Source organism: Rivularia sp. UHCC 0363, from assembly GCF_034931125.1.
GTDB lineage: Bacteria > Cyanobacteriota > Cyanobacteriia > Cyanobacteriales > Nostocaceae > Rivularia.
This window is the reverse complement of record NZ_JAYGHM010000031.1, coordinates 52561-73920: the sequence shown is the minus strand read 5'-3', so window position 1 is coordinate 73920 and position 21360 is coordinate 52561. Positions and strand designations below refer to the sequence as shown.

Below are 21360 nucleotides of genomic sequence, written 5' to 3'. Positions count from 1 at the left end.
CCACATAACTACGCTTTTATACTTGCTGCACACGTATAGCATAATACTTAATATCATTAGATAGATACATCAAATCTTAAGTCATAGAAAAATTGCAATACAGATTTCAACTGTGCGATCGCCCTTAATTTACCATCTCAAGATATTACTTCAATTATCTGTTTTGCAAGATTTAAAGGACGTAAAGGCTTGGTAAATATTGCTGCTAAATCCAAATTTGCAAAGCTTTCTTCAACGGTAGATTTTCCTTTAGCGGTCATTAAAATTACGGGTATTTTCTGAGTATTCGGATCGCTTTTCAATTTATGTAAAGTTGTTTTACCATCCATATCCGGCATCATTAAATCTAATAAGATTACATCAGGTTGCTGGCTGATAGCAATTTTAATAGCTTCTTCTCCAGAATTAGCATTAAATACTTTCCAACCTGCCTGCATTTCTAAACCTAGCTGAATCAGCGCTCTCACATCTTCTTCATCATCAACTACTAAAATAGATTTACTCATAAACCATTTAATTTTAGATTTTAGATTTTAGATTTTATTTTACTTCACCATCTTATATACAACTAACTAAGTTGGCAGAAATAAACCTAAATATGTAACAAAATATAAATTTGGTTTAAAAGCTTTTCCCTACTCCCTTGTCCTAATTACAATTTTTAACGCCGACCTACTTATTGATTAAAGGTAAATGAATATAAAAAGTGCTTCCTTGACCAAAGATACTTTCTACCCAAATTCGTCCTTTATGTTGTTCGATGATGCTGCGAGAAATAGATAATCCTAAGCCGGTACCTCCTTTGCTGCGAGAATCAGAAGCGTCTACTTGTTGAAAACGTTCAAAGATCAACTGTAGTTTATCGGGGGGAATTCCTCTTCCTCTATCTTGGACTTCTATTTGTAGATAAAGCGAATTTATCTGACTACGCAAACACACGCTTTTACCAGGCTCTGAAAATTTGATTGCATTACTTAATAGGTTAGTTAAAACTTGCAAAATGCGGTCTGAATCTACAATAATTTCTACTGATATCGGTTCTACATTTAAAGTAATTTGGGCTGTATATGCCATTGCTTGCATTGCTTGGGCTGCTTGAATTAATAATTCATAAGCATTACATTTTGAAGGCTGCATGCTAATTTTACCCGATTTGATCCGCTCTAAATCAAGAATGTCATTTACCAAGCGGATCAGACGTTCGGTGTTGTTAATCGCTATGTTAATAATTTGCTGTCCCTGAACAGTTAAAGCTCCTAACTGCTGCGTACTTAAAAGGTCTAAAGCTCCGATAATTGAATTCATTGGGGTGCGTAATTCATGGCTGACTAAAGAAATAAATTCATCTTCTAAACGCTTGCGTTCGGTAATATCGTTAATCAGATTTAAAGTACAAGCAACACCATCAAGTTCGATTAGTTCTATAGAAAGTAAAACTGTTTTGATCTCACCTTGTTTGGTACGAAGTTGGCATTCTTGATTGTGCAAAGAATCATTTTGGAGTAATATTTTAACTGAATCATCATAGACTTGAGGATTTATCCAAAGATTGAGATTCGTCGCGGATTTTTGAATAATTTCTGCTTGAGAATAACCGCTTATTTCTAGAAAACTGCGGTTGATATCGAGAAAACGGTTTTCTGCAAGAGTTGCGATCGCGATTGGGTTGGGACTGGAACGAAAGGCTTTGGCAAATTTTTCTTCAGCTGCGGTACGTTCGGATATTTCCTGCTGTAAGTGTCTATTCTGGGTTTGAAGTTGCTGTTGGAGTTGTCGGATTGTCAAATGTGTTTTGATCCGAGCCAAAACTTCTTCCACTTGCAGGGGCTTGGTAATATAATCTACACCACCAACTTCAAATGCTTTGACTTTATCTAGCACATCTCCCAACGCACTGATAAAAATTACGGGGATCTCGCGGGTCAATTCATCTGCTTTTAAATGCTGACAGACTTCATAGCCGTTCATTTCCGGCATTTTGACATCGAGCAAAATTAAATCGGGTGGTGCAGCTTTCGCACCCCGCAAACCCGTAGAAGGTTTAGTTACACTACGAACCTTGTATCCTTTATCTTTCAGTATTTGCGACAGTAGTTCCAAGTTTTCTGGAGTGTCGTCAATGACCAAAATATCTGCTTTGGTGCTAGTTGCATCAAACATTTTCATTCCCCCTACTCAAAGCGATGATTGCATCAAAGTCATAGTTACGAGTTAACCTTATTAGCTTCTCAGCTATGACTTGGTAGCGATCAGGAATGCGTTCGATCAGCCGAAAAACTGTATCAGCATCGACTTCAATTGCTGCTTGATGTAAACTGGAAATCCATTCGGGTGACATGATTGTGAGATTTTCACGAGTTATTTCCTGTAATTCTGATAAATAAAGCGCTGTTGATTGAGTTGTATTTGAGATTTGAGTAGATTCTAGTAAATTTACGGCTATACAAAAGTAAAAAATACTGCCTTGACCTAAAGTACTTTCTACTTGCAAATCTCCTCCCATCAACTGTACAAATTCACGACTAATTGCTAATCCTAAACCCGTACTTCCAGCTTGATTACCGTTGACAGTTTGAACGAAGGGTTGAAATAGTTTGTTTAGCTCTTCTGAAGCGATACCGCATCCGGTGTCTTCTACTTGGAAGGAGAGGGATAAGGGGAATGAAGTGAAAAAAACTCTTAAAATAACTCTTCCCGTATTAGTGAATTTGATCGCGTTACTTAACAAATTTGATAAAACTTGACGCAGTTTAGTTTCGTCACTGAAAATATGTTGAGGCAAATTGAGAGCTAAGTCAAATTGCAGCGATAAATGTTTGACTTCGGCTTGGGGTTGAAAAGTTGACCACAAAGTATGTAATAAACTATGTAAATCAAAAGGGGCTGAATTGAATATAGTTTGTCCGGCTTCAATTTTTGATATTTCGAGGACATCATTAATCAAATTTAAAAGAGACTTACCGCTACGATTAATAATTTTGAGATATTCTTGTTGTTGAGCGCTGAATGAATGATTTTGCTGCATTAAATGAGAAAAGCCAATAATTGCATTTAGAGGAGTTCGCAATTCATGACTCATATTTGCGAGAAACGTACTTTTAGCATGATTAGCAGCTTCGGCTTGATTTTTGGCTATATGTAAAAGTTTAGCGTTGGCTTTCTCTTGCTCTAAAAGTTTTGCTTGCGCTAATGCAATTCCTACCTGTGCTGCGACTGCTTCTAAAAGTTCGATTTCATCTTTGGTCCAATCACGAATACTGTTACATTGATGTAAAACTATTATGCCATTAGCTTGTCCTTGATAAGATGTTCTTACTGATAACAAAGATTTAACTTGCCATTCATTACAAATATCTTGAACTGGCTGTAATAACGGTTCCTTGTAAATATCTGGTGCGGGACAAGCTGCATCTTGTGTTAAAACTTTTTGAGCGTGAGGATTACCGTTAATTGGAATATTTACTCCTAGCATTGAAGAGTAATTTGGGTTCCGATATTCAGCTACTAAAGGTATTTGCAATTGAGGAGAATTAATATAAGTATGAATATGACAGCGACTTACCGCAAATATTTTACCAACTTGATAGACTGTAGTTTGGAAAATTTGCTGGCTATCCAAGCTATTACGAATTTCCTGAGTAATTTGATTTAATAAAGTATTTCTTTCAAGCTGTTTTAATAAAGCTGTTTCTAAATTTCTACGTTCTAATTCCGCTCCGGTTCTTGCTGCAAAAATTTTTAAGATTGATTCCTCTGTTTCTGTATTTTCTGGTAATGTTTTAGTATCTAAAACTGCGATTAAACCGATAACTGTGCCATTTTTATCGATTAAAGGAATACCAATATAGCTTTCGGCACCAAAACAGATTAAATATGGGTCTTGAGGAAATAAATTTTGAACTGAATTCCTATACCTCTGCATTTCTCCATTCATTAATTGTCCGCAAGGGGTAGCAGGTAAATCATATTCAAAATTTTCACCAAATTCTTCTCCAGTCCAAAAAGCTAAAGTACGTACCTTGTGTCTTGATTCGGAAAAAAATTCGGCAATCAGAGCATAACGCATCCTCAAAATAGTCGCTAAAGAACGCACGCAAGAACAAAAAAATTCGCTTCCAACTTGCGTACTAGTACCTTCAACAATAAATCGCAGTGCTTCTTCTCTTCGCTGACGTTCGGTAACATCTCGAAAAGACCAAATTCTACCGTAATATTCTCCATTATTAGAGCGAATTGGACTGGAATAACGGTCAAAAATTCGTCCGTCTTTGAAATATATTTCGTCTCGACTAATTTCTTCGGGATATTCGTAGAGATAATTGACCTTTTCTAAAAACGATTCTGGCGATTGTAATTTAGTTAAGACATACGCTAGTAATTTTGGTGAACTACCTTCATTAATGATATCTTCTGGGATTTCCCATAAATTACAAAAATGCTGATTGTAGGAAATAACCTGCCGATTTTCATCTACAACCAAAATACCATCAAGCGCCGCATCTTGTTGCGCCTTTAATAAAGCATTATTGCGATTTATCAGATGGGATAGATGACTATTTTGATTGATAGATTGATTGTCCATTTCATTAGGGAGCAGGGAGTAGAGATGAGGAGTAAGGAATACAGATAATTGTTAATTGTTAATTGTCAAAGCTTGATATAAAGAATGTACTGTTTTACCGTCAATGGGATATTCTACAACTTTGTAATTACAAGCTACTTGCAATCTAGTTCCATCGGCTGCTGTAAATATTTGTTGTCGCAGTATAGCTAGAATTTCATTAACACGTTCTTTTACTTGTGTTTTCTTTAATTCAGGTATTCCAATGATAAACTCACCATTTCCCCAGTATCCTAACACTTCATCACCACGAAACACTTTTTTGATTAATCTTCCCCATCTTTGCAACACTTGATTACCAATAATATGACCATAGGTAAAATTAAGTTTATTTAATTCTGCTACACTCAAAATTGCTAGACAAACAGAATTATTATTTATTTCACTTTGACTCAATAAAATATCTAAATTTCTTTTTGACTCGATATAATTACTAATTCCAGTTTGCGAATCTTTTGTAGAAATAGTTTTTAATAAACGGTTTCTTTCCAAACGATTGGTAATTCTCGTTAATAATTCTGCTCCCACCACGGGTTTAGTGATATAATCATCTGCCCCAGCACCGAAGACCTTTTCAATTGTTTCCCCATCACGATGAGAAGTCAAAAATAATATCGGTAAACTTTGCCATTTTTGATCGGTACGAACCACTTGACAAAGTTCGATTCCGCTGATTTCCGGCATTTCCACATCTAAAATTAGTAAATCTGGTTCCACAGTCTCTAATAATTCCCAAAAACCTTGGGGCTTTTCCAACCCCGTGAATTTGATTCCCCAGGGTTCTAATAACGGACGCAAAGCAGATAAAAACATTGGGTCATCATCTACCACTAATATCTTCGTGCTAAGATTGCGATCGGCTTTGCTACCTCTATCGCGCTGTAATAATTGAGTTGTTAAGTCCCATATTTGAGTTGCATTTGGTTTAAGTAAAAAGGCACATCCCCCAGCTTGCGCTACTTTCACGCGGTAATTCAAATCATCCGATTCAGTAATTGCGATCGCCGGAATTGCCGGAGTACGTGCTGCTAAATTACCAATTAATGTTAGCTCCTGGACTTTAATTGTTTTACCTATGTTTAATACAGCTAAATCCGGTGAATGATTTTGCAACCAATCTTGAGCTAACTGAATATTATCTACTCGATACCAACTCATTCCTTGACTTGATGCAAGTTGCTGTAATTCAGTTTCTAATTGTAAATTGGTATCAATTAATAGTAACCTAGCTGTATCGACATTGGCATAATTATTAGATACCGACAAAGCCAAAAGTTCATCTAACTCTTGTACTAAAGACGGTAATTTATGAGAAGTAAAACTATCTTCTATTAAAAGTAATTCTTCAATTTCTCTTGCTAACTGAGTTCCAGATTCTCGCTCAAACATTCCCAAAACTCCCGCAAGTTTATGAGCTTCCCTAACAGCAGATGCTCGTAATTCCTCAGTTAGTTGTTCAGCTTGGATTGCGATCGCGGCTGTTTGCAAAACCGTCATTCTTTGCATCATAACATCTTGATATTGCAACCACATTTGATCGACAGCAGCGCTATATTGCTCAACTGACTTCGTTGTTTGAGTTGTACTAACTTGAGGATTGAGACGATATCCTAAACCATAAACATTTTCAATCCAATCAACAGCACCCACCTTCTTTAATTTTTGCCGCAGTCCTTTAATATGAGCCTTAACGCTTTCTTCCAAGGGTGGGTCGTCAAAATTCCAAAGATGATCGACAATTTGTGTACGGCTGTAAACCCGCGAGGGATTTCGTAAAAATAGTTCTAATAAATTGTATTCTTTTGGTGTGATTTTTAACTCTTTTTTTCCATATTTTACCTGAGCAGTTTTGGGGTTTAAATATAACTCACCTACAGACAAAATCGTTGTTGGTGTAACCTCTCCTCGACGCAACAAAGCCCGAATTCTTGCATGGAGTTCGTCAAAATCCAAAGGCTTATTTAAATAATCATCAGCACCCGCATCTAAACCACGAATTCGCTCCGCGTTTACATTTTTTGCAGTCATCAACAAAATTAGTGTAGAACAACCCGAATCACGCAACCGTTGACATAAAGAGATTCCATCTAATAACGGTAATCCGACATCCATCAAGATCAGTTCGTAATTACCACTATTAGCATATTCCCATCCACTTTCACCATCGTAAACCGCATCTACAACGTAATGTTGATGAGTTAAAGATTTCACTAATACATCTGATAAAACTTCGTCATCTTCTAATAGTAGAATACGCATTTTTCAACATTTATTAATTAGAAGTTGGAAATATGGTTTTGTAAGAACTGTTTATTATGGAGAAGGAAAGCTTGTAGAGACATGATATATCATATGTTTATGTTTGATCATCGCATCTCTACATCTACTGCAAGAGCATATTTTCAACTAGATTAGCAAGCAATCGAGAAGAACTAGGGAAGATTCAAAATTTTGTTGATTACGACCCTAAGACCGCACTTTTCGCTACTCTCTGATCCCTTATAACAATATGTCTTGTACCTCACTCAAATGAAATCAAATGTTAAGCAAGAATTACCGAGGAAATAATATCTTTTTAGCATTACAAACCGTTCTAATAAGCTTTGAATATAGCTGATAACTGATATCTGTCAACGAATTACTCCTAACTAACTTCAATAATCGCATCAAAATCATACTGTAATGTCAATTTTCTCAATTTCTCAGCCAAACTTTGATACTTCTGTGGAATCTGCTCAATCATCTGTAAAACTAAATCTCCATCTACCTTTAACGCTGCTTGATGCAAGGAAGCGACCCATTCTATAGGCATTACGCTAAGGTCTTGCGGAGTTAAAATTATTCTAGAATTGAATGGTAATTTATTGTCAGATTTAATATTATCTTCTTCGTAAATATACTCAACCCCCAAATACTGATTCATCTTCTCAAAAATAACTTCTTCCTCAAACGGTTTACGAACTAAATCATCACAACCTGCGGCGAAAATAGCTGATTGTTGTTCTTCAAAAACGCTCGCAGTCAAGGCAATTACCACAGTATTTTGATTTTTAGATTTGGCTTTAATCTGCTTTGTAGCTTCATACCCATCCATAACAGCCATTCGCATATCCATCCAAATTAAGTGCGGTTGCCATGTTTTCCATAGAGCGATCGCCTCTTTTCCATTAGCAGCAGTACAAGTATCAAATCCAACAGTAGTTAATAATTTGGTTAATAAATCGCGGTTTTCTAAACGGTCGTCTACTACAAGAATGCGATAATTAGGTTGAGATGGAGCAATTTTTAAGACCTGTTTTTTAGCTGAGCATATTTCTTCTGCTTCGGGTAAACTAATTTGAATATTAAAACTGAAACTAGAACCTTGTCCCAAAACGCTATTAACGTGAATATCTCCACCCATCAACTGCACAAATTGACGACTAATAGCAAGTCCCAAACCAGTACCACCTCTAGCTTGAATACCGCTAGCAGTTTGTACAAATGGGTCAAATATTTTATCTATTTCTTCTGGAGCGATACCTTTTCCCGTGTCCTTCACCTCGAAGATTAAGGACGGAGTTGCTGTTAACTGGTAACTAACTGTTAAAATTATTTCTCCTTTTTCTGTAAATTTTATTGCATTACCTAATAAGTTAATTAAAATTTGGCGAAGCTTGTTTTCATCAGTGATAATACAGTTAGGCAAATTTGCATCAAAATCGAAATTTAAATACAATCCTTTTGTAGTTGCTCGCAGTTGAAACATTTCCTTGATAGTCTGCAACAAAAGATGTAAATTAAAAGTTTCTAAATTTATAATAGTGCGTCCAGCTTCAATTTTTGACATATCTAATACATCATTAATTAAACACAGTAAATGCTCCCCGCTACGGTTAATAATTGCTAAGGATTCTCGCTGTTCTAAGGACAGCATTTTATCCCGTCTCATCAACTGTGCAAAACCCAAAATTGCATTTAAAGGAGTGCGTAATTCATGACTCATATTTGCTAGAAATTCGCTTTTTGCACGGTTAGCAGTTTCCGCTTCTTGCGCTTTTGCTTCTAATTGATAACTGTAATTTTCTGAGCGTCGGCGATAAATACTTAATTGTAGAGATAAGTAATAAACACCTAAAAGTAAAACCCCCGCTGCTGCTAAGCCGATTAACATAATTGTATTCGCTAGCTGACGCGCTGGAGCAAATGCCTCTTGCTGGGTTATCTCAACTAATAACGCCAAATCCTGATCGTTCAGCCACCGATATTCTCCTAATACGGGTATTTTCGTATAGTTATAGTATTCTCTAGCACCACTAACACCAGCCATAGCTAAATCGATACCTTCAGAACTAATATCTTGATAATCGGGATACGCTGAAATCGTCATACTTGGCATATTGCGACCATCTGCTTTAGCAATGAATGTTTTTTTACTTCTTCCCAGAGAACCTACTAAATAAGTTTCACCACTTTTACCCAAACCAGCACGTTCTCTAACAATTTCATCTATTCGTTCTAAATTAAGATTTGCTAAAACAATTCCTTGACGAACTCCCTTATCGTTACGTAAAGTTTTTGCTAAAGTAACTGCGGGTTTACCTGTTTCTGGTGAAACATAGAAGATCGGAGCAAAATTATTTCCACTCCAGATTTTTTCAACATAACTAACATTAGCGAGCGACTCATACTTTCCCTCACGTTTTGTATTGCTAGAAATAATTATTTTATTACTACGATTGAGAATAGAAATTTCTTGTAAATTAGGTTTAACAAGCTTTATTTCTTGCAAGTAATCACCCATAAGTTCATAAGCTTTTCTATACTCAGATTCAGATACGTTTGAACTAAGAACTGTGTTCAATTTTGCCTTGACATCAGGAAATTCAGTTATAAAAAGAAAGTCTTCTCGCTGCAAATTAAACCAACGATTAATATCTTTTTCCTTAAGTGTTGCTGTCACCTTAAGGCGCTCAAAAGCAGCTTCTTTAAGAGCAATTCGCGCATTAATAAATGTCACTCCTCCCACTACACCAACAGTGAGAAGTGATAATAATAAAAAATAACTCGCAATTTTAGTTGTTAAATGCTGCTGCCAAAATTTCATTTACAATTAGGAACGAGGAATTCTGAATTAATAACCTTTAACCTTTAACCGTATCCCATTCTTGATAAATTAATTTAATTTCCGTAATTGCTTCATCTGCTGCTTGTTCCGGCGAAATTTTATCGACAATAACTCTGTTAATCGCTTTCCCCCAGACATTTTGATCTAAAACTCGGCTGTAAGCAGGATTTTGAGATATATAAAAATAACGAATTCTACCTTCTGTAAAAGTTTTAGTCGCTTTAGAAATATGTGGGTCATTGGGATTAGTCCAAAAACCATCTTGCCAAACTGGTTCTAATACTGGTGAATTGCGTCCTCCCGCTTTTGTCAGATAATCTTTCATCACATCTGTTCGCACTACATACTTCAAGAAGTCTTTAGCCAATTTCTGATTTTTTGATTCAGCTAGGATTACAGCTTGTTCAGCCATTGTTAAATGTCGCATCGGCTGACCGTTTGGCTTGTTAGGAAACTCTAGAATACCTAACTTGTTCTGATAAATATCGGCATCTTGACGCACCGCTACAGGAATTGAAAGAGTAGAATTAGGGGTCATTACTATCTCGCGATTCAATATGCTGCGATTATTATCTGGATTTAACCATTTTAAAGCTGCGGGTGGAATATAACCTTGCTGATAAAAGTCTTGGTACCACTTTAATACTTTGATAATGCCTTGACGTACTTTTTTATCATCAATTAATAGTTTTCCTTCAGAACTGATAATTTCGACATCGTAAGCTTCTAAAATTTGCTCAAATAAATAATAAGTGTCCCCAGCTTCCGGTGAAAGAGTAAAACCCAAACTATAGATTTTAGATGTATTATTGCCAGTTGACTTATTCTTGTCTCGCAAATCGTCCTGAACCTGTTTCCAAAAATCCCAAAAAGCATCCCATTCTTTTGGTATATCTTTTTCGCTACGACCTACTTCTGCTAATAAATCTCGCCAGTAGTAAATATGCATTGTTCCTTGATGAATCGGGACTGCATAATAGCTACGTTTTTTTTCAGCATTGTTATACAAATTAACTGTTTGTAAAACTGCTTTTGGATAAAGATTTTCAACCGGATTAATAATCTCAGAAACATCCACTAATTTATTATCCCAAGCTAAACGAAAATTTGGAGACCTTTCAGCTTTAAAACTCATTACAATATCGGGGGGATTGCCAGCTTTTAATGACCTACGTATTTTGTCCCCTAAAGAATCAGTAGTATAAAAAAGCAAGTTTATTTTTTTCCCAGTTTTATTTTCCCAGTTATGTACAAGCTGACGCAATGCTTCATCTTCTTCAGGATTAAAGCCTTTATCCCACCAAATATCCAAAGTGTTTTCATTAAATGACTTCGCAACTAAAGAAGAATTATCTTCAGTGTTATTACAAGCTAAGACTGTTAATAAAGCTATAAGTATCAATGAAGTTAATTGAAGTAATCGTTTTTGGTAACGCTTGCATGGCTTTGGATTCAGTTTAAATTTAAAAAGTTTAGCCATTCTAGCCTCTGTTAACTTTATGACTTTTAAATACTGTCGTGCTTTTAATTCGGTTCTATTCTTATTTACTTATTCAAGACAAATGAAAATTTTACGCAATTTTATAAAAAATTGCATTTCACCCATAACACTTGTAAAAAAACAGCGCTTTCTCTTAGATTAAGATCTAAGACACTGATTTAATATGTATTTTTTATTAATTTTTACCAAAATAAATTATTTAAAACTTTGAACATAATTGGTATGTGATAGTTTATTGATTCAACCATTCATCTTTTGTAATTTCAAATTCCCAGGTATCCCAATAGCGGTTTTTAAAAAATTCGTGTTTCAACAACTTGCGTTTGAATTTCATTCCTACTTTCTGCAATACTTTTCTAGATGCCGTATTTTCAGCAATACAATGCGACCAGATACGGCATAATTTTAATTTCTCAAAGCCAAATTTCAAAATAGTACTTGCAGCTTCTGTAGCGTAACCTTGTCCCCAATAATCCGGCGAAATTTCATAACCGAGTTCTGCTTCTTGAGATTCTATATTTTGTTTACGAATACCGCAGTTTCCGATTAATTTATTCTCAGATTTTAATATTAATGCTAGCTGAAACTTAATTCGCGGTAGTTGTTTTTGTTGATCTAAAAACATCTGAACAAAGGCTTCTACATCTGCGCGGTCGCGATTATCCGATTCATCAAATTGCAAATACCGAGAGTCGCATTGATAAGCCAAAACTGCCTGCCAATCTTCTATGACAAACTCCCGAAAAGTTAGTCTTTCGCTACTAATAAGCATTGGCTTCTGGTATTATTTATATTTAGAATTAAATAGGATTTACATTAGCTACCGCTCGGCAAAAATCCAGTAATTCCTGCTCGAAAAAATCTCTTTTTGCGTAGTTAGCCATCACGCTGACAAACTGTACATTTCCGAAAATATAGCCTTTACGAGAATCTATCCTATCCAAACTCGCTGTTTTAGGATGTAATATATTACTATTCCATTCACTAGTTGTCTGAAGATTGTCTAATTTCCATCCCGTATAAGGACATTTACCATCTTGTTTTTCCCAAAGTTTTTTGAGATATTTCAAAGTAATCGTACATTCACGACCATTACTTTTCACTCTTCTTCTTGCAAGCCTATGATGCTGACGAAAAGGTGAATATCTGTCTATCTTACTATTCGTTAATACGCTCGAAACTTTTAAAGCTTTATCATTTATATCTATCGAGTTATTCTCACCTAAAATTTTGTATCTATAAACATCATGACAGAATTTGATTAAATCTTGTTCGCTAAAAATGTTTTTCGCAAAGTTAGCAATTACAGCCACAAACTGTATGTTTTCTCGAATGTAACCTAATGAAGAGTTTATACGGTCTACACTCGCTCTATCTATTGTCAAAGTTGCATTTTGATAATCTGTAGTGCTAGGTAATAAAAGTAAATTCCAGCCAGTATAAGGACAAATCCCTTTTTGTTTCTCCCACAATTGCTTCAAGTCTTCTAAAGTGACAGAACATTCGTGCTTTCTATGTTTTGCCGACTTTTTCATTACCTTTAAATGGTTTCGGAAAGGTGAATATTCGTCTCTTCTAATGATATCTTTTAAATGGGAAGTAGTTCTATTGGCTTTAACCTTAGAAGTACCAAGCCCTCTATGTTTAGCATGACATCTTAGAGAACAAAAATGAGGTCTTCCTAATTTTTGGCTTCTATTAAACTCGCTGCGACTTTTATTAAATTCTTTCCCACAAGCAGGATTTTGACAAACAACGCTTACTTGCAACTGAATCATAAATTATTCATTCAAAAAATCCACCTCTATATTTAAGTATAAGGTGGATTAGATAGTTATATATTAGTGGATCTGGGCAGAATTGAACTGCCGTCCGAAATGGGTATTTACCCCCGCATCGTTCACAGGTTTAGCCTCTTTTACCCTTGAGACAGGGACCGTTCATTATCCCGAACGGTGGGATGCTTTGGTAAAGTCTTTTCTAACAAGTCCACCAAAGGGAACTTATTAGAGCATCCGTTGGGGGTTGCTCTCTAATCCTTAACGGAGTCAAACTAGAGAGAAGCGTACGAAAAAAGTTTAAGCAGCTACTGCTTGACGCTTGAATGCTACAATGTTGTTTGCAGTTATTATTTGTTTTGAACCTTGATTTACGAGATTGGGTTCACTCTCGACCTGAATCAACGAGTAGCTTTCACCACCCCGTCGAAACCATTACAGACCCATGTGCTTTATAGCTTCATATTTTATTATAGTGCGCTTTTGAAAAATTTGCCACAGATAAAATATTTCTGCATCACTATTTAAGTTTTGTCGGATTGGCTTCAGACTAGCTTTCAGCTAAAATTTTCTTAAGATTTATGCATTTAATTTGTATAAGACAAGATCGCAAGATGTATGTCCTTACGGACACGCTGCGCTACCGCACTACAATATTTTCACGTTTTCACATTATATAATTTAGCCGCACATCAGCTTATCTTCTTTAATTCCCGAAGATTAATATAGCTAATAACTTGACTTCATCTTGATAGCGAAGTATAATTCAGAACCACAATAAAAATATTGTCTTGCTTTGAATACCGCGAAAAAGCAGCACATCCATTTAGAAGCCATACTCTAACCGCTAGAGTTACGAATAGCTACTTTTAGGACGTGCTGATTCAAAGCAGTTCAAAACCACTTTTACCTGTGTATTTAATTCCAAACTCAGAGGTCTGGATGGGATTTTTACAATTTAAAAACAGAGATTATATAGCTAATTAAGCATTGAACGTAGATTTATGAAATTTACGCACCCAAAATATATCTTTTCTACCCCTCAAGGTCTCCACGACCAATTAAATTAATCGTTTTCCCATACTTCCCTACCAATTAAATCCGCTATGCGATCGCGCAGCAAAAATTCGCATTTTTCTAATTCGCATTCAATGCATACCCACTCTCTTGCTGGTATGTACTGGCACAACGTATATATCGGCTGTTGTCGGCTAACTACTCCTTTTTGAACCAATCGCCGCGCTTCATCCTGAATCACGTCTAAAGAGTAATTGATAGAAGGCACCGTATTCACACTCATAATTACCACTCGCTATGTTACACGTAAGTATTATTCCCAAAATTTACCCGAAACGAACAAGGTAATAAACCAATTTGCTAGTATTTTTTTTGTAATTTACTATACGGAACTCTTTTTATTTTGACGTTATAAAAGCTCAAAAAATATAAAGATATATTAAAGAAGTCATCAACTCATGACAATGTGTTCAAAACCATGAAAAAACCAAATTAATCGTAGCGGATATGACATCCAAGTGCTTAATGCAAGGATTATCAGCTGCTATTGAACGAATCAAATCAATGAAATAGCTAGATTAGCAGGCTTTTGAATAGGCTTATAAGTCAAATACCTTATTTGTAGCAAACATTGAATTTGGATACATCTGTCCATAGGGGAACAAGCGAAAAATACCGTTCAGAAATAACGGTATAAAATATCGCCTCGTAGACAGGCGAGAATACAACAAAACAACATCATATTTACTTGCTGTTAATAATTTCTTAAACAGATTCCCGATCGCTGAGTTAGGTAAAACACGAGTTTAAACGCAGTCTCCCGGACACACTGCTGTAGCAAGTTAATATTGCGATCGCATCAACCAAATATTGCATTCAATTGTGATTCATTGACTTCAACGATTTTCCTCGTTTGCATGGTCGGTGCAAGGGGATTAGATTTGTGTCTAATTTTTTACAAATTGCTAAGCCATAAAATTCTATCAAGTTACGTAAATTATTGGATAAGATATGGTTAACTTTCGTAAAGCATAGAAAAATTTCTGAGAACAGAGGTATAGAACAATGTATGATAATAGATTTTGAATAAGACTTACTAAAAGCAAATCAGCATCAGCCCCGAGCAAATAACAGGAAGAAATGCGTTGATATTGAATCAAGAAGAAGTTATATCTTGTACCCAGAGCAAAAACGGGGTATTACCCCCTGCAATTCATTTGTTATAAGTCTGTAGTGAAAACAGGTAAAGTGGAGATGAGTTCAGTAAAAAGATGGAATGCTCCTTTTTGATTTTTGAATTATTAATTCCCTATCTCGTAATTATTATTTAATTATTGATAATTTTGAATTGATTCGGTTATCAATACATTGTTGGAGTATGGTAAAGCACATCTAAATAGTACGGTGTTTTAAGGAGTGAAAATGATGAATATTCGGGGTGTGAGGTTAGACAGTAACCTTAAACAATTATTTTGTGCAGTCACGCTTGGTTTAAGCATGAGTTTAATTAGTTGTCAGCAAGCAAAAGATTCTCAAGATTTAACGGTAAAGTCAGCTAATCGTAGCAATAATGAAGATATAGTTGCGACACCACAAAAAACACCAGGTGAGATCACTGTCAATGTACCATCACCTTTTCCTACAGTTAGTAACCCAGCAACTCCACTAGATCTTCCAAATTCGGTTGCTACGGCTCCGCAAAATCAAAAAGCACCTGCAAAATCTCCTGAGAATAGTTCTATTTCTAAAGCCTTAACAGAAAAGCTTAGTCCTCAAGAAACTTCTCAACCAGATGCTCAAATCGAAACACCAAAACCGACTTCTGATAAACCTGTTGTTCAAGCTTTAAGAACTGCTGCGAAAAATCCTGGCAGAAAAATTGCAGCTGCAAGCAATACAAATGTTTATCGAAGTCAGCGACTGGGTGTTAATTTTAAATATCCCAAAGGTTTTGTGATTAAAGAACCTCAAGAAGTTTCTAATTCATCAAAAGTATTAGAACTATGGAGTGTTAAAGATTATCAAGCAATCGAATCCGGTAAATTTAAAAATACATTTTCACCAGGGAACATGAGTATCTCCCTAGAGAATAATCCTCAAAGTTTATCCCTCGTTCAATGGGTAAGTAATAATGAAGAATTTGGAGATGTAATGCCGGAAAGCTTCGATACGAAAGTTGTGGCTGGTAAAGAAGCGGTTTCTTTTCGCACTGAAGGTTTATATGAATTCCAAAATATAGTATTACCAAGTAGTGATGGAAAGAGAATAATTCTTATTAGTTTTGCTAAAGGAGACAAGAATTATCAAAATGTATTTGACCAAGTAGTTTCTAGTTTACAGGTGAACTAGAAGAGGATGGGGGGACAAGAGGACAAGGAGACAAAGATATGGGTGAAATTAATTGTTAATTCCTAACTCCTAACTCCTAACTCCCTTTTCCTATTACCCAATAATAAAAGGTGAATCGATCTTCCTGACTTGGCCAATTAGGACTAATACTTGATAAACCATAACTGCAACTTCTGTACGGGTTGCAGGTCGGTTTGGATTGAGAATAGTTGTTTTGGGATAATTGACGATAAGTCCATACTGGGTTGCTGTTGCTATTTCATCTTGAGCAGAATTGGGAATTTTGCTGCTGTCATCATATATATCTAAGTCAATTTCAACTTGATTTGTTAATCCTAATCCGCTGATTAAAGAGCCAATAACCTGGATGCGGGGAATATTTTGGTTGGGGAAAAACTTTTTACCTGGATACCCGGAGAAAAATAGTCCTTGGTATGCTTGTTGAATTACTTGATAAGCCCAGAAGTTTTCTTTAATATCCTCAAATACAATCGGTTCTCGTAAAGACTGCGGATTAAAAGCTTTTACCAATAATGCAGCATATTGCGATCGCGTTATTGTTGCATCGGGTCTAAAGGTTCGATTGGGAAAACCCGCGACTATTCCTAATTGAACCAATTCTTGGATGAATTCAAATCCCCAATGTCCGCTAATATCAGTTAATTTAGTGGATTTTGGTAGTAGGGTTGGTTCTGGTTCGGGAATCGGTTCTGGTTCTGGTTCTGGGTCAGCAAAAAACTGGATGTTTCCATTAACTGAGTGGGGTTCTACCTGATTATTGATCGAAATAAGTTTGTTAATACTGGCATTTTGAATATCAAACTGACCGTTGTTGCGAAAAATATTGTTTCCCGAATTTTTATTGTTGCCGATATCCGGTAATGCATTTCCGACAACAGTTAAGCCATCTTGAATATTGAGTTCGCATACATTTTCTCGCAAAACTGGACGAGCATCACCAGAAACGACTATTCCCGAACGGTTGTCGTAAATATTGTTATCTACAATTTTGGTAGTAGCGCGATCGCCGATTGCAATACCGAAACCTGTTTGAAAACAGTTATTACCTCTAACTTGACCTTGAGAATTTTTAGTGATTGAAATACCGCTTGCAGAATTTTGAGTAAAGATATTGTTTTGAATAATTGGATTAGCGTCTCCAGTTACAAAAACCCCTTCACGTTGACAATTAATGAAAGTACAATTTGCGATCGTAGGTGAAGATGATTCAATCCAAACAGCAGTACCGCGACTAGCGGAATTAGTTACAGTTACACCGATGAGTCGAGAACCATTACTTAATACAAAAGTTATATTTTGACGTGCAAAGATACGGCTAATATATTCCCCACTACCGCTAATTGAAATACCGCTACCTTTATTGTTTTCATTACCTATAATTGTGACTCCAAATGGAACTATTAAAGGAAAAATTTCGCCGCTAGTAGCATTGTATTGACCTTCTACAAGCTCAATTTTTGTTCCTGAAGCAGCTTCCTTAAGAGCTTGAGTAATCGTTTTTAAAGGTGCTTGTTGACTACCAGAATTGCGATCGCTGCCGGTAGTCGGATTCACATAGATTAATTTAAGCATATTAAGACTTTTTCACTTACGTTAAAATATTACCGCGAACAATCTCAGTAAGCAGGTAGCGCTGATAGCATAAGTCGAAATCAGTAAGACCTCTTTTTAAAGTAAATTTTTTGTTGAGAAGTAAAGCGTTACGTTGAACAAGCAATAATAGGGAGCATCCCAATTTGGAACAAATATTTGACCCGACTCAGGGTATGGCTATACAAACAAAGCCCACCTGCTTATAATTCTCCTAGCCCACGCAGGTGGGCTTTGTAAATGTAGCCCCAGGCTTATAGCCTGCGGGCTTTTGCTTAGTTAAAATGATTGCTTAATAACTTTGTTCCACATATCTTACAAAACTTCGCGTTTTCGTCGTGTAATTCCAAACCGCATCCCGAACAAATTGTTTTTACTTGATTCGTAGTTTTAATTATTCGCTTAATTAAATCGCCGACTTGCCAAGGAATCAGCGCGATACCTGTTAAAATCATCAAAACTGTTAAAAGACGACCGATTTGGGAAACTGGGGTCACATCCCCAAAGCCCACAGTGGTCATTGTAACGATACAGAAATACAATGCATCCACAAAAGTACTAAAAACTTGTGGATTTGCAGGATGTTCTACTTGATAAATTAATCCAGAGTAGATAAATATAATTGCAAATAAGGTAAATAATATTCGTGTAAAAATAGCACCATCTTCAGTAGAAATCTGACCAAATAAGAATTTTCGATCTAGATACCTGATTAATCGCAAAATTCTGAACCATCGCAACAAGCGGATATATCTAATATCAATAGTTCCAATAAAAAATGGTAAAATTGCAATTAAATCAATAATAGAATAAAAGCTAAAAATATAGCGAATCCGATTTTCTGCGCTCCACAAACGCAATAAATACTCTATTGCAAAAATACTTACAATTAACGTATCGATAATATTGAAAATTAACCGAACAGATTCAGGAAGCTGATAAGTTTGCGCTACAAAAATTCCTGAAGACAGCATCACCAGGATGACAATTGTAATATTAATTGCTTTGCCTAATGATGTTTCTAAGTCTTTGAAATAAAATGCTGTATTTTCCCTACTGATTAACATATTGGTCCAAATTGATTAATTTACATATAAAATTACATTTTAATTGTGACAAATATATCTAAAGAATACATAGCTATTCTCATGAATTAATCTATTCTAACTCCGATAAAATATCTATCAATCTTTCTCTTCTAAATAAGATGAAAACGAATTCGCAAAAATCGCGGCTTGGGTCCTGTCTCGTAATTCCAAGCGGTTCAATATGTTAGTAACATGATTTTTAACTGTACCTTCGGAAATATAAAGTTCTTGAGCAATTTCTCGATTACTTGCACCTGTTGCAATCAAGCGTAATACTTCTTTTTCTCTTTTCGTGAGTTCAGTTAAAGTTGGGGGTGGGGATGATTGAGTTTCTGTAGTTGCGGGAAATTGGGTTAAAAGTTTTTTGACAATTCCCGGTCCTAATTGAGTGTATCCTCTATGTACGGCGCGAATTGCTACAGCTAATTCTTCTGAAGGTGTATCCTTTAGTAAATAACCCATTGCTCCATTTTGCAATGCGGCTTTGATATATTCATCATCATCAAAGGTTGTTAATACCAAAATTTTCGTTTGGGCAAATTTCTGTTTTATTTCTTTTGTTGCTGCAACTCCATCCATCAGAGGCATTCTGATATCCATTAAGATAACATTCGGTTGCAATGTTTCAGCTAATTTAACCGCTTCTTGACCGTTTGCTGCTTCTCCTACAACTTTTAGATCTGGTTCTAACTCCAATAAAGTTTTTAAACCTTGACGAATTAAATGTTGGTCATCTACAAGCAGTACGTTAATCATATTTAATATAGGGAATAGGGAATAGGGAATGGGGAATAGGAAAAATAAAATGATATTTTTCTTAAATCTAGTCCTAACTATTAGCTTCTAAATTAGTTGACAAAAACCCCGATAAAGGAATATTAACCGTAATTTTAGTACCTTTGCCAGGAACACTGTTAATTTGAAAATTTCCATCCAACGCTAAAGTGCGATCGCGCATACTTTGCAGTCCGAAACCTGTTGTATTTTGGCTTAGATTAAAACCTTTGCCGTTATCCTCAATCATCAAATGTACGCTTGTAACTGTTGTGGTTAATTCTAGATTTACTTCTGTAGATTGAGCATATTTATAAATATTGGTCAAAGATTCCTGGATGATTCGATAAATAGCGGTGCTAATATCGCGAGGTATCGTGTAAAAACAAAGTATTTGACAATTTGGTTTAATATTCGTGGAATGATGAAAATCTTGTACAAGTATATTAACGGCTTGTTCTAAAGACTTTTCTTTTAAGGGATTAGAGCGCATCGTAGAAACAGATTCTCGCACATCTTTTAATGCTTGGGAGCCTAATTCTTTAGCTCTAATTAAAAAATCTTTGGCTTTATTTGGATTAGTATTTAATAGTTTTGTGGCTGTTTCTAACTGTAGATTTAAAGCTGTCAGAGAATGTCCTAAAGAATCATGAATTTCTCGCGCAATCCTATTTCTTTCTTCGAGGGTAGCTTGATTTTCAATTTTTAAAGCATATTGACGGAGTTTTTCGTTAGCAGCAGTTAATTCTTCGCGACTTTTCCGTTCGGAAAGTACCGCATTCATTAATAGTAAAATAAAAACCAAAGCTAATACAAATAACAGCACAAAGCTAATTTGAAAGAACCATAGCTTTTGTAATCTTCTCGGTGATACATTAGGAAATTGTCTGAGAAAATTTACTAAGAATAAATAAAAAGAAATTCCTGCGACAATTAAGCGTCCGGGAAGTTGAAAAATTAAGCAGCTACGAGTTACTAATATTAAAGTGAGAAACGGAAAAAGTCGCGCTGTTCTACCCCCTAAAAAGTTGGTGATTAAAATTAATAAAATTTCACAAGCCGTATAGATAATTTTATTTCTTCGATTATTGGTAGGTAATCTTAAACCCATTAATCCAAAAATCATCAAACTAATAACCATTAGCTCGGGAAATTTCGTTAGCAATCGCTGCGAAGGAATAGGTAAAATTGAAGCGACCGCAACAAATCCCAGCAATATCCACTCTAAATAAAGTAAAAACTTAAAAGGATGATTTTTAACATCTATGGTACGGTTCATAAGTTATCAATTATCAATTATCAGATCGTTTGAACTAATAAGGTATCTAATACTTTGCCACATTAATTAAGCTAGGTAATAAATTCGTAGTGCGAGCATCTTGCTCGCTAATTGTCCGGTAGTATTTGCTAATTGTCCGGTAGTATTCGCTAATTGTCCGGTAGTATTGGCTAATTGTCCGGTAGTATTTGCTAATTGTCCGGTAGTATTCGCTAATTGTCCGGTAGTATTTGCT

Annotated in this window: 14 protein-coding genes and 1 other RNA gene; 1 reads left to right on the top strand and 14 read right to left on the bottom strand. The window is 35.6% G+C overall.

Annotated features, from left to right (window positions below; translation table 11 throughout):
• Positions 1-137 precede the first annotated feature (137 nt).
• The 10 genes from VB797_RS18465 to VB797_RS18420 all read right to left on the bottom strand — a co-directional run bounded on the left by VB797_RS18465 (position 138) and on the right by VB797_RS18420 (position 14307).
• Complete coding sequence (locus VB797_RS18465; protein WP_323239184.1) at positions 138-506, bottom strand: response regulator; 369 nt, start codon at positions 504-506, stop codon at positions 138-140.
• A 166-nt stretch (positions 507-672) separates the two neighbouring features.
• Positions 673-2160 (bottom strand): ATP-binding protein, encoded by a 1488-nt coding sequence (locus VB797_RS18460; RefSeq protein WP_323239183.1) that lies wholly within the window; start codon positions 2158-2160, stop codon positions 673-675.
• Positions 2153-4582, bottom strand: coding sequence for an ATP-binding protein (locus tag VB797_RS18455; RefSeq protein WP_323239182.1), 2430 nt, complete (start codon positions 4580-4582; stop codon positions 2153-2155). The genes VB797_RS18460 and VB797_RS18455 overlap by 8 nt, the downstream gene beginning before the upstream one ends.
• 51 nt (positions 4583-4633) lie before the next feature.
• Positions 4634-6880: a response regulator gene (locus VB797_RS18450; protein WP_323239181.1), complete on the bottom strand. Its 2247-nt coding sequence runs from the start codon at positions 6878-6880 to the stop codon at positions 4634-4636.
• Between the two features lie 385 nt (positions 6881-7265).
• Complete coding sequence (locus VB797_RS18445; protein WP_323239180.1) at positions 7266-9707, bottom strand: hybrid sensor histidine kinase/response regulator; 2442 nt, start codon at positions 9705-9707, stop codon at positions 7266-7268.
• 37 nt (positions 9708-9744) lie between these two features.
• Entirely contained in the window at positions 9745-11208 is a 1464-nt protein-coding gene (locus tag VB797_RS18440; RefSeq protein WP_323239179.1) for an ABC transporter substrate-binding protein, read from the bottom strand.
• Positions 11209-11461: 253 nt separating this feature from the next.
• Positions 11462-12001, bottom strand: coding sequence for a GNAT family N-acetyltransferase (locus VB797_RS18435; protein ID WP_323239178.1), 540 nt, complete (start codon positions 11999-12001; stop codon positions 11462-11464).
• A 28-nt stretch (positions 12002-12029) separates the two neighbouring features.
• Positions 12030-13007 carry a hypothetical protein gene (locus VB797_RS18430; RefSeq protein ID WP_323239177.1) on the bottom strand — a complete coding sequence of 326 codons (978 nt, stop codon included), beginning with the start codon at positions 13005-13007 and terminating at the stop codon, positions 12030-12032.
• A 64-nt stretch (positions 13008-13071) separates the two neighbouring features.
• Positions 13072-13452, bottom strand: a transfer-messenger RNA (tmRNA) gene (gene ssrA, locus VB797_RS18425).
• A gap of 621 nt (positions 13453-14073) precedes the next feature.
• A complete protein-coding gene (locus tag VB797_RS18420) occupies positions 14074-14307 on the bottom strand; it encodes a DUF4327 family protein (protein WP_015120654.1) in 234 nt (77 codons plus the stop codon).
• A 1139-nt stretch (positions 14308-15446) separates the two neighbouring features.
• Between VB797_RS18420 and VB797_RS18415 the strand changes: the two genes are divergently transcribed.
• Positions 15447-16373, top strand: coding sequence for a hypothetical protein (locus VB797_RS18415; protein ID WP_323239176.1), 927 nt, complete (start codon positions 15447-15449; stop codon positions 16371-16373).
• 93 nt (positions 16374-16466) lie between these two features.
• Here VB797_RS18415 and VB797_RS18410 read toward each other — a convergent pair whose 3' ends face one another.
• From VB797_RS18410 to VB797_RS18395, 4 genes are all read right to left on the bottom strand, one after another.
• Positions 16467-17966: a DUF1565 domain-containing protein gene (locus VB797_RS18410; protein WP_323239175.1), complete on the bottom strand. Its 1500-nt coding sequence runs from the start codon at positions 17964-17966 to the stop codon at positions 16467-16469.
• Between the two features lie 293 nt (positions 17967-18259).
• Complete coding sequence (locus VB797_RS18405; protein WP_323239174.1) at positions 18260-19051, bottom strand: ion transporter; 792 nt, start codon at positions 19049-19051, stop codon at positions 18260-18262.
• Positions 19052-19168: 117 nt separating this feature from the next.
• The gene (locus tag VB797_RS18400; protein ID WP_323239173.1) at positions 19169-19828 is read right to left on the bottom strand and encodes a response regulator transcription factor; all 660 of its coding nucleotides are present in this window, start codon (positions 19826-19828) and stop codon (positions 19169-19171) included.
• A gap of 73 nt (positions 19829-19901) precedes the next feature.
• Positions 19902-21125 (bottom strand): sensor histidine kinase, encoded by a 1224-nt coding sequence (locus VB797_RS18395; RefSeq protein WP_323239172.1) that lies wholly within the window; start codon positions 21123-21125, stop codon positions 19902-19904.
• Between the last annotated feature and the right edge of the window lie 235 nt (positions 21126-21360).

Coding starts and splice junctions, on each gene's coding strand:
- VB797_RS18465 (WP_323239184.1), bottom strand. CDS start 506: ATGAGTAAATCTATTTTAGTAGTTGATGATGAAGAAGATGTGAGAGCG.
- VB797_RS18460 (WP_323239183.1), bottom strand. CDS start 2,160: ATGTTTGATGCAACTAGCACCAAAGCAGATATTTTGGTCATTGACGAC.
- VB797_RS18455 (WP_323239182.1), bottom strand. CDS start 4,582: ATGGACAATCAATCTATCAATCAAAATAGTCATCTATCCCATCTGATA.
- VB797_RS18450 (WP_323239181.1), bottom strand. CDS start 6,880: ATGCGTATTCTACTATTAGAAGATGACGAAGTTTTATCAGATGTATTA.
- VB797_RS18445 (WP_323239180.1), bottom strand. CDS start 9,707: ATGAAATTTTGGCAGCAGCATTTAACAACTAAAATTGCGAGTTATTTT.
- VB797_RS18440 (WP_323239179.1), bottom strand. CDS start 11,208: ATGGCTAAACTTTTTAAATTTAAACTGAATCCAAAGCCATGCAAGCGT.
- VB797_RS18435 (WP_323239178.1), bottom strand. CDS start 12,001: ATGCTTATTAGTAGCGAAAGACTAACTTTTCGGGAGTTTGTCATAGAA.
- VB797_RS18430 (WP_323239177.1), bottom strand. CDS start 13,007: ATGATTCAGTTGCAAGTAAGCGTTGTTTGTCAAAATCCTGCTTGTGGG.
- VB797_RS18420 (WP_015120654.1), bottom strand. CDS start 14,307: ATGAGTGTGAATACGGTGCCTTCTATCAATTACTCTTTAGACGTGATT.
- VB797_RS18415 (WP_323239176.1), top strand. CDS start 15,447: ATGATGAATATTCGGGGTGTGAGGTTAGACAGTAACCTTAAACAATTA.
- VB797_RS18410 (WP_323239175.1), bottom strand. CDS start 17,966: ATGCTTAAATTAATCTATGTGAATCCGACTACCGGCAGCGATCGCAAT.
- VB797_RS18405 (WP_323239174.1), bottom strand. CDS start 19,051: ATGTTAATCAGTAGGGAAAATACAGCATTTTATTTCAAAGACTTAGAA.
- VB797_RS18400 (WP_323239173.1), bottom strand. CDS start 19,828: ATGATTAACGTACTGCTTGTAGATGACCAACATTTAATTCGTCAAGGT.
- VB797_RS18395 (WP_323239172.1), bottom strand. CDS start 21,125: ATGAACCGTACCATAGATGTTAAAAATCATCCTTTTAAGTTTTTACTT.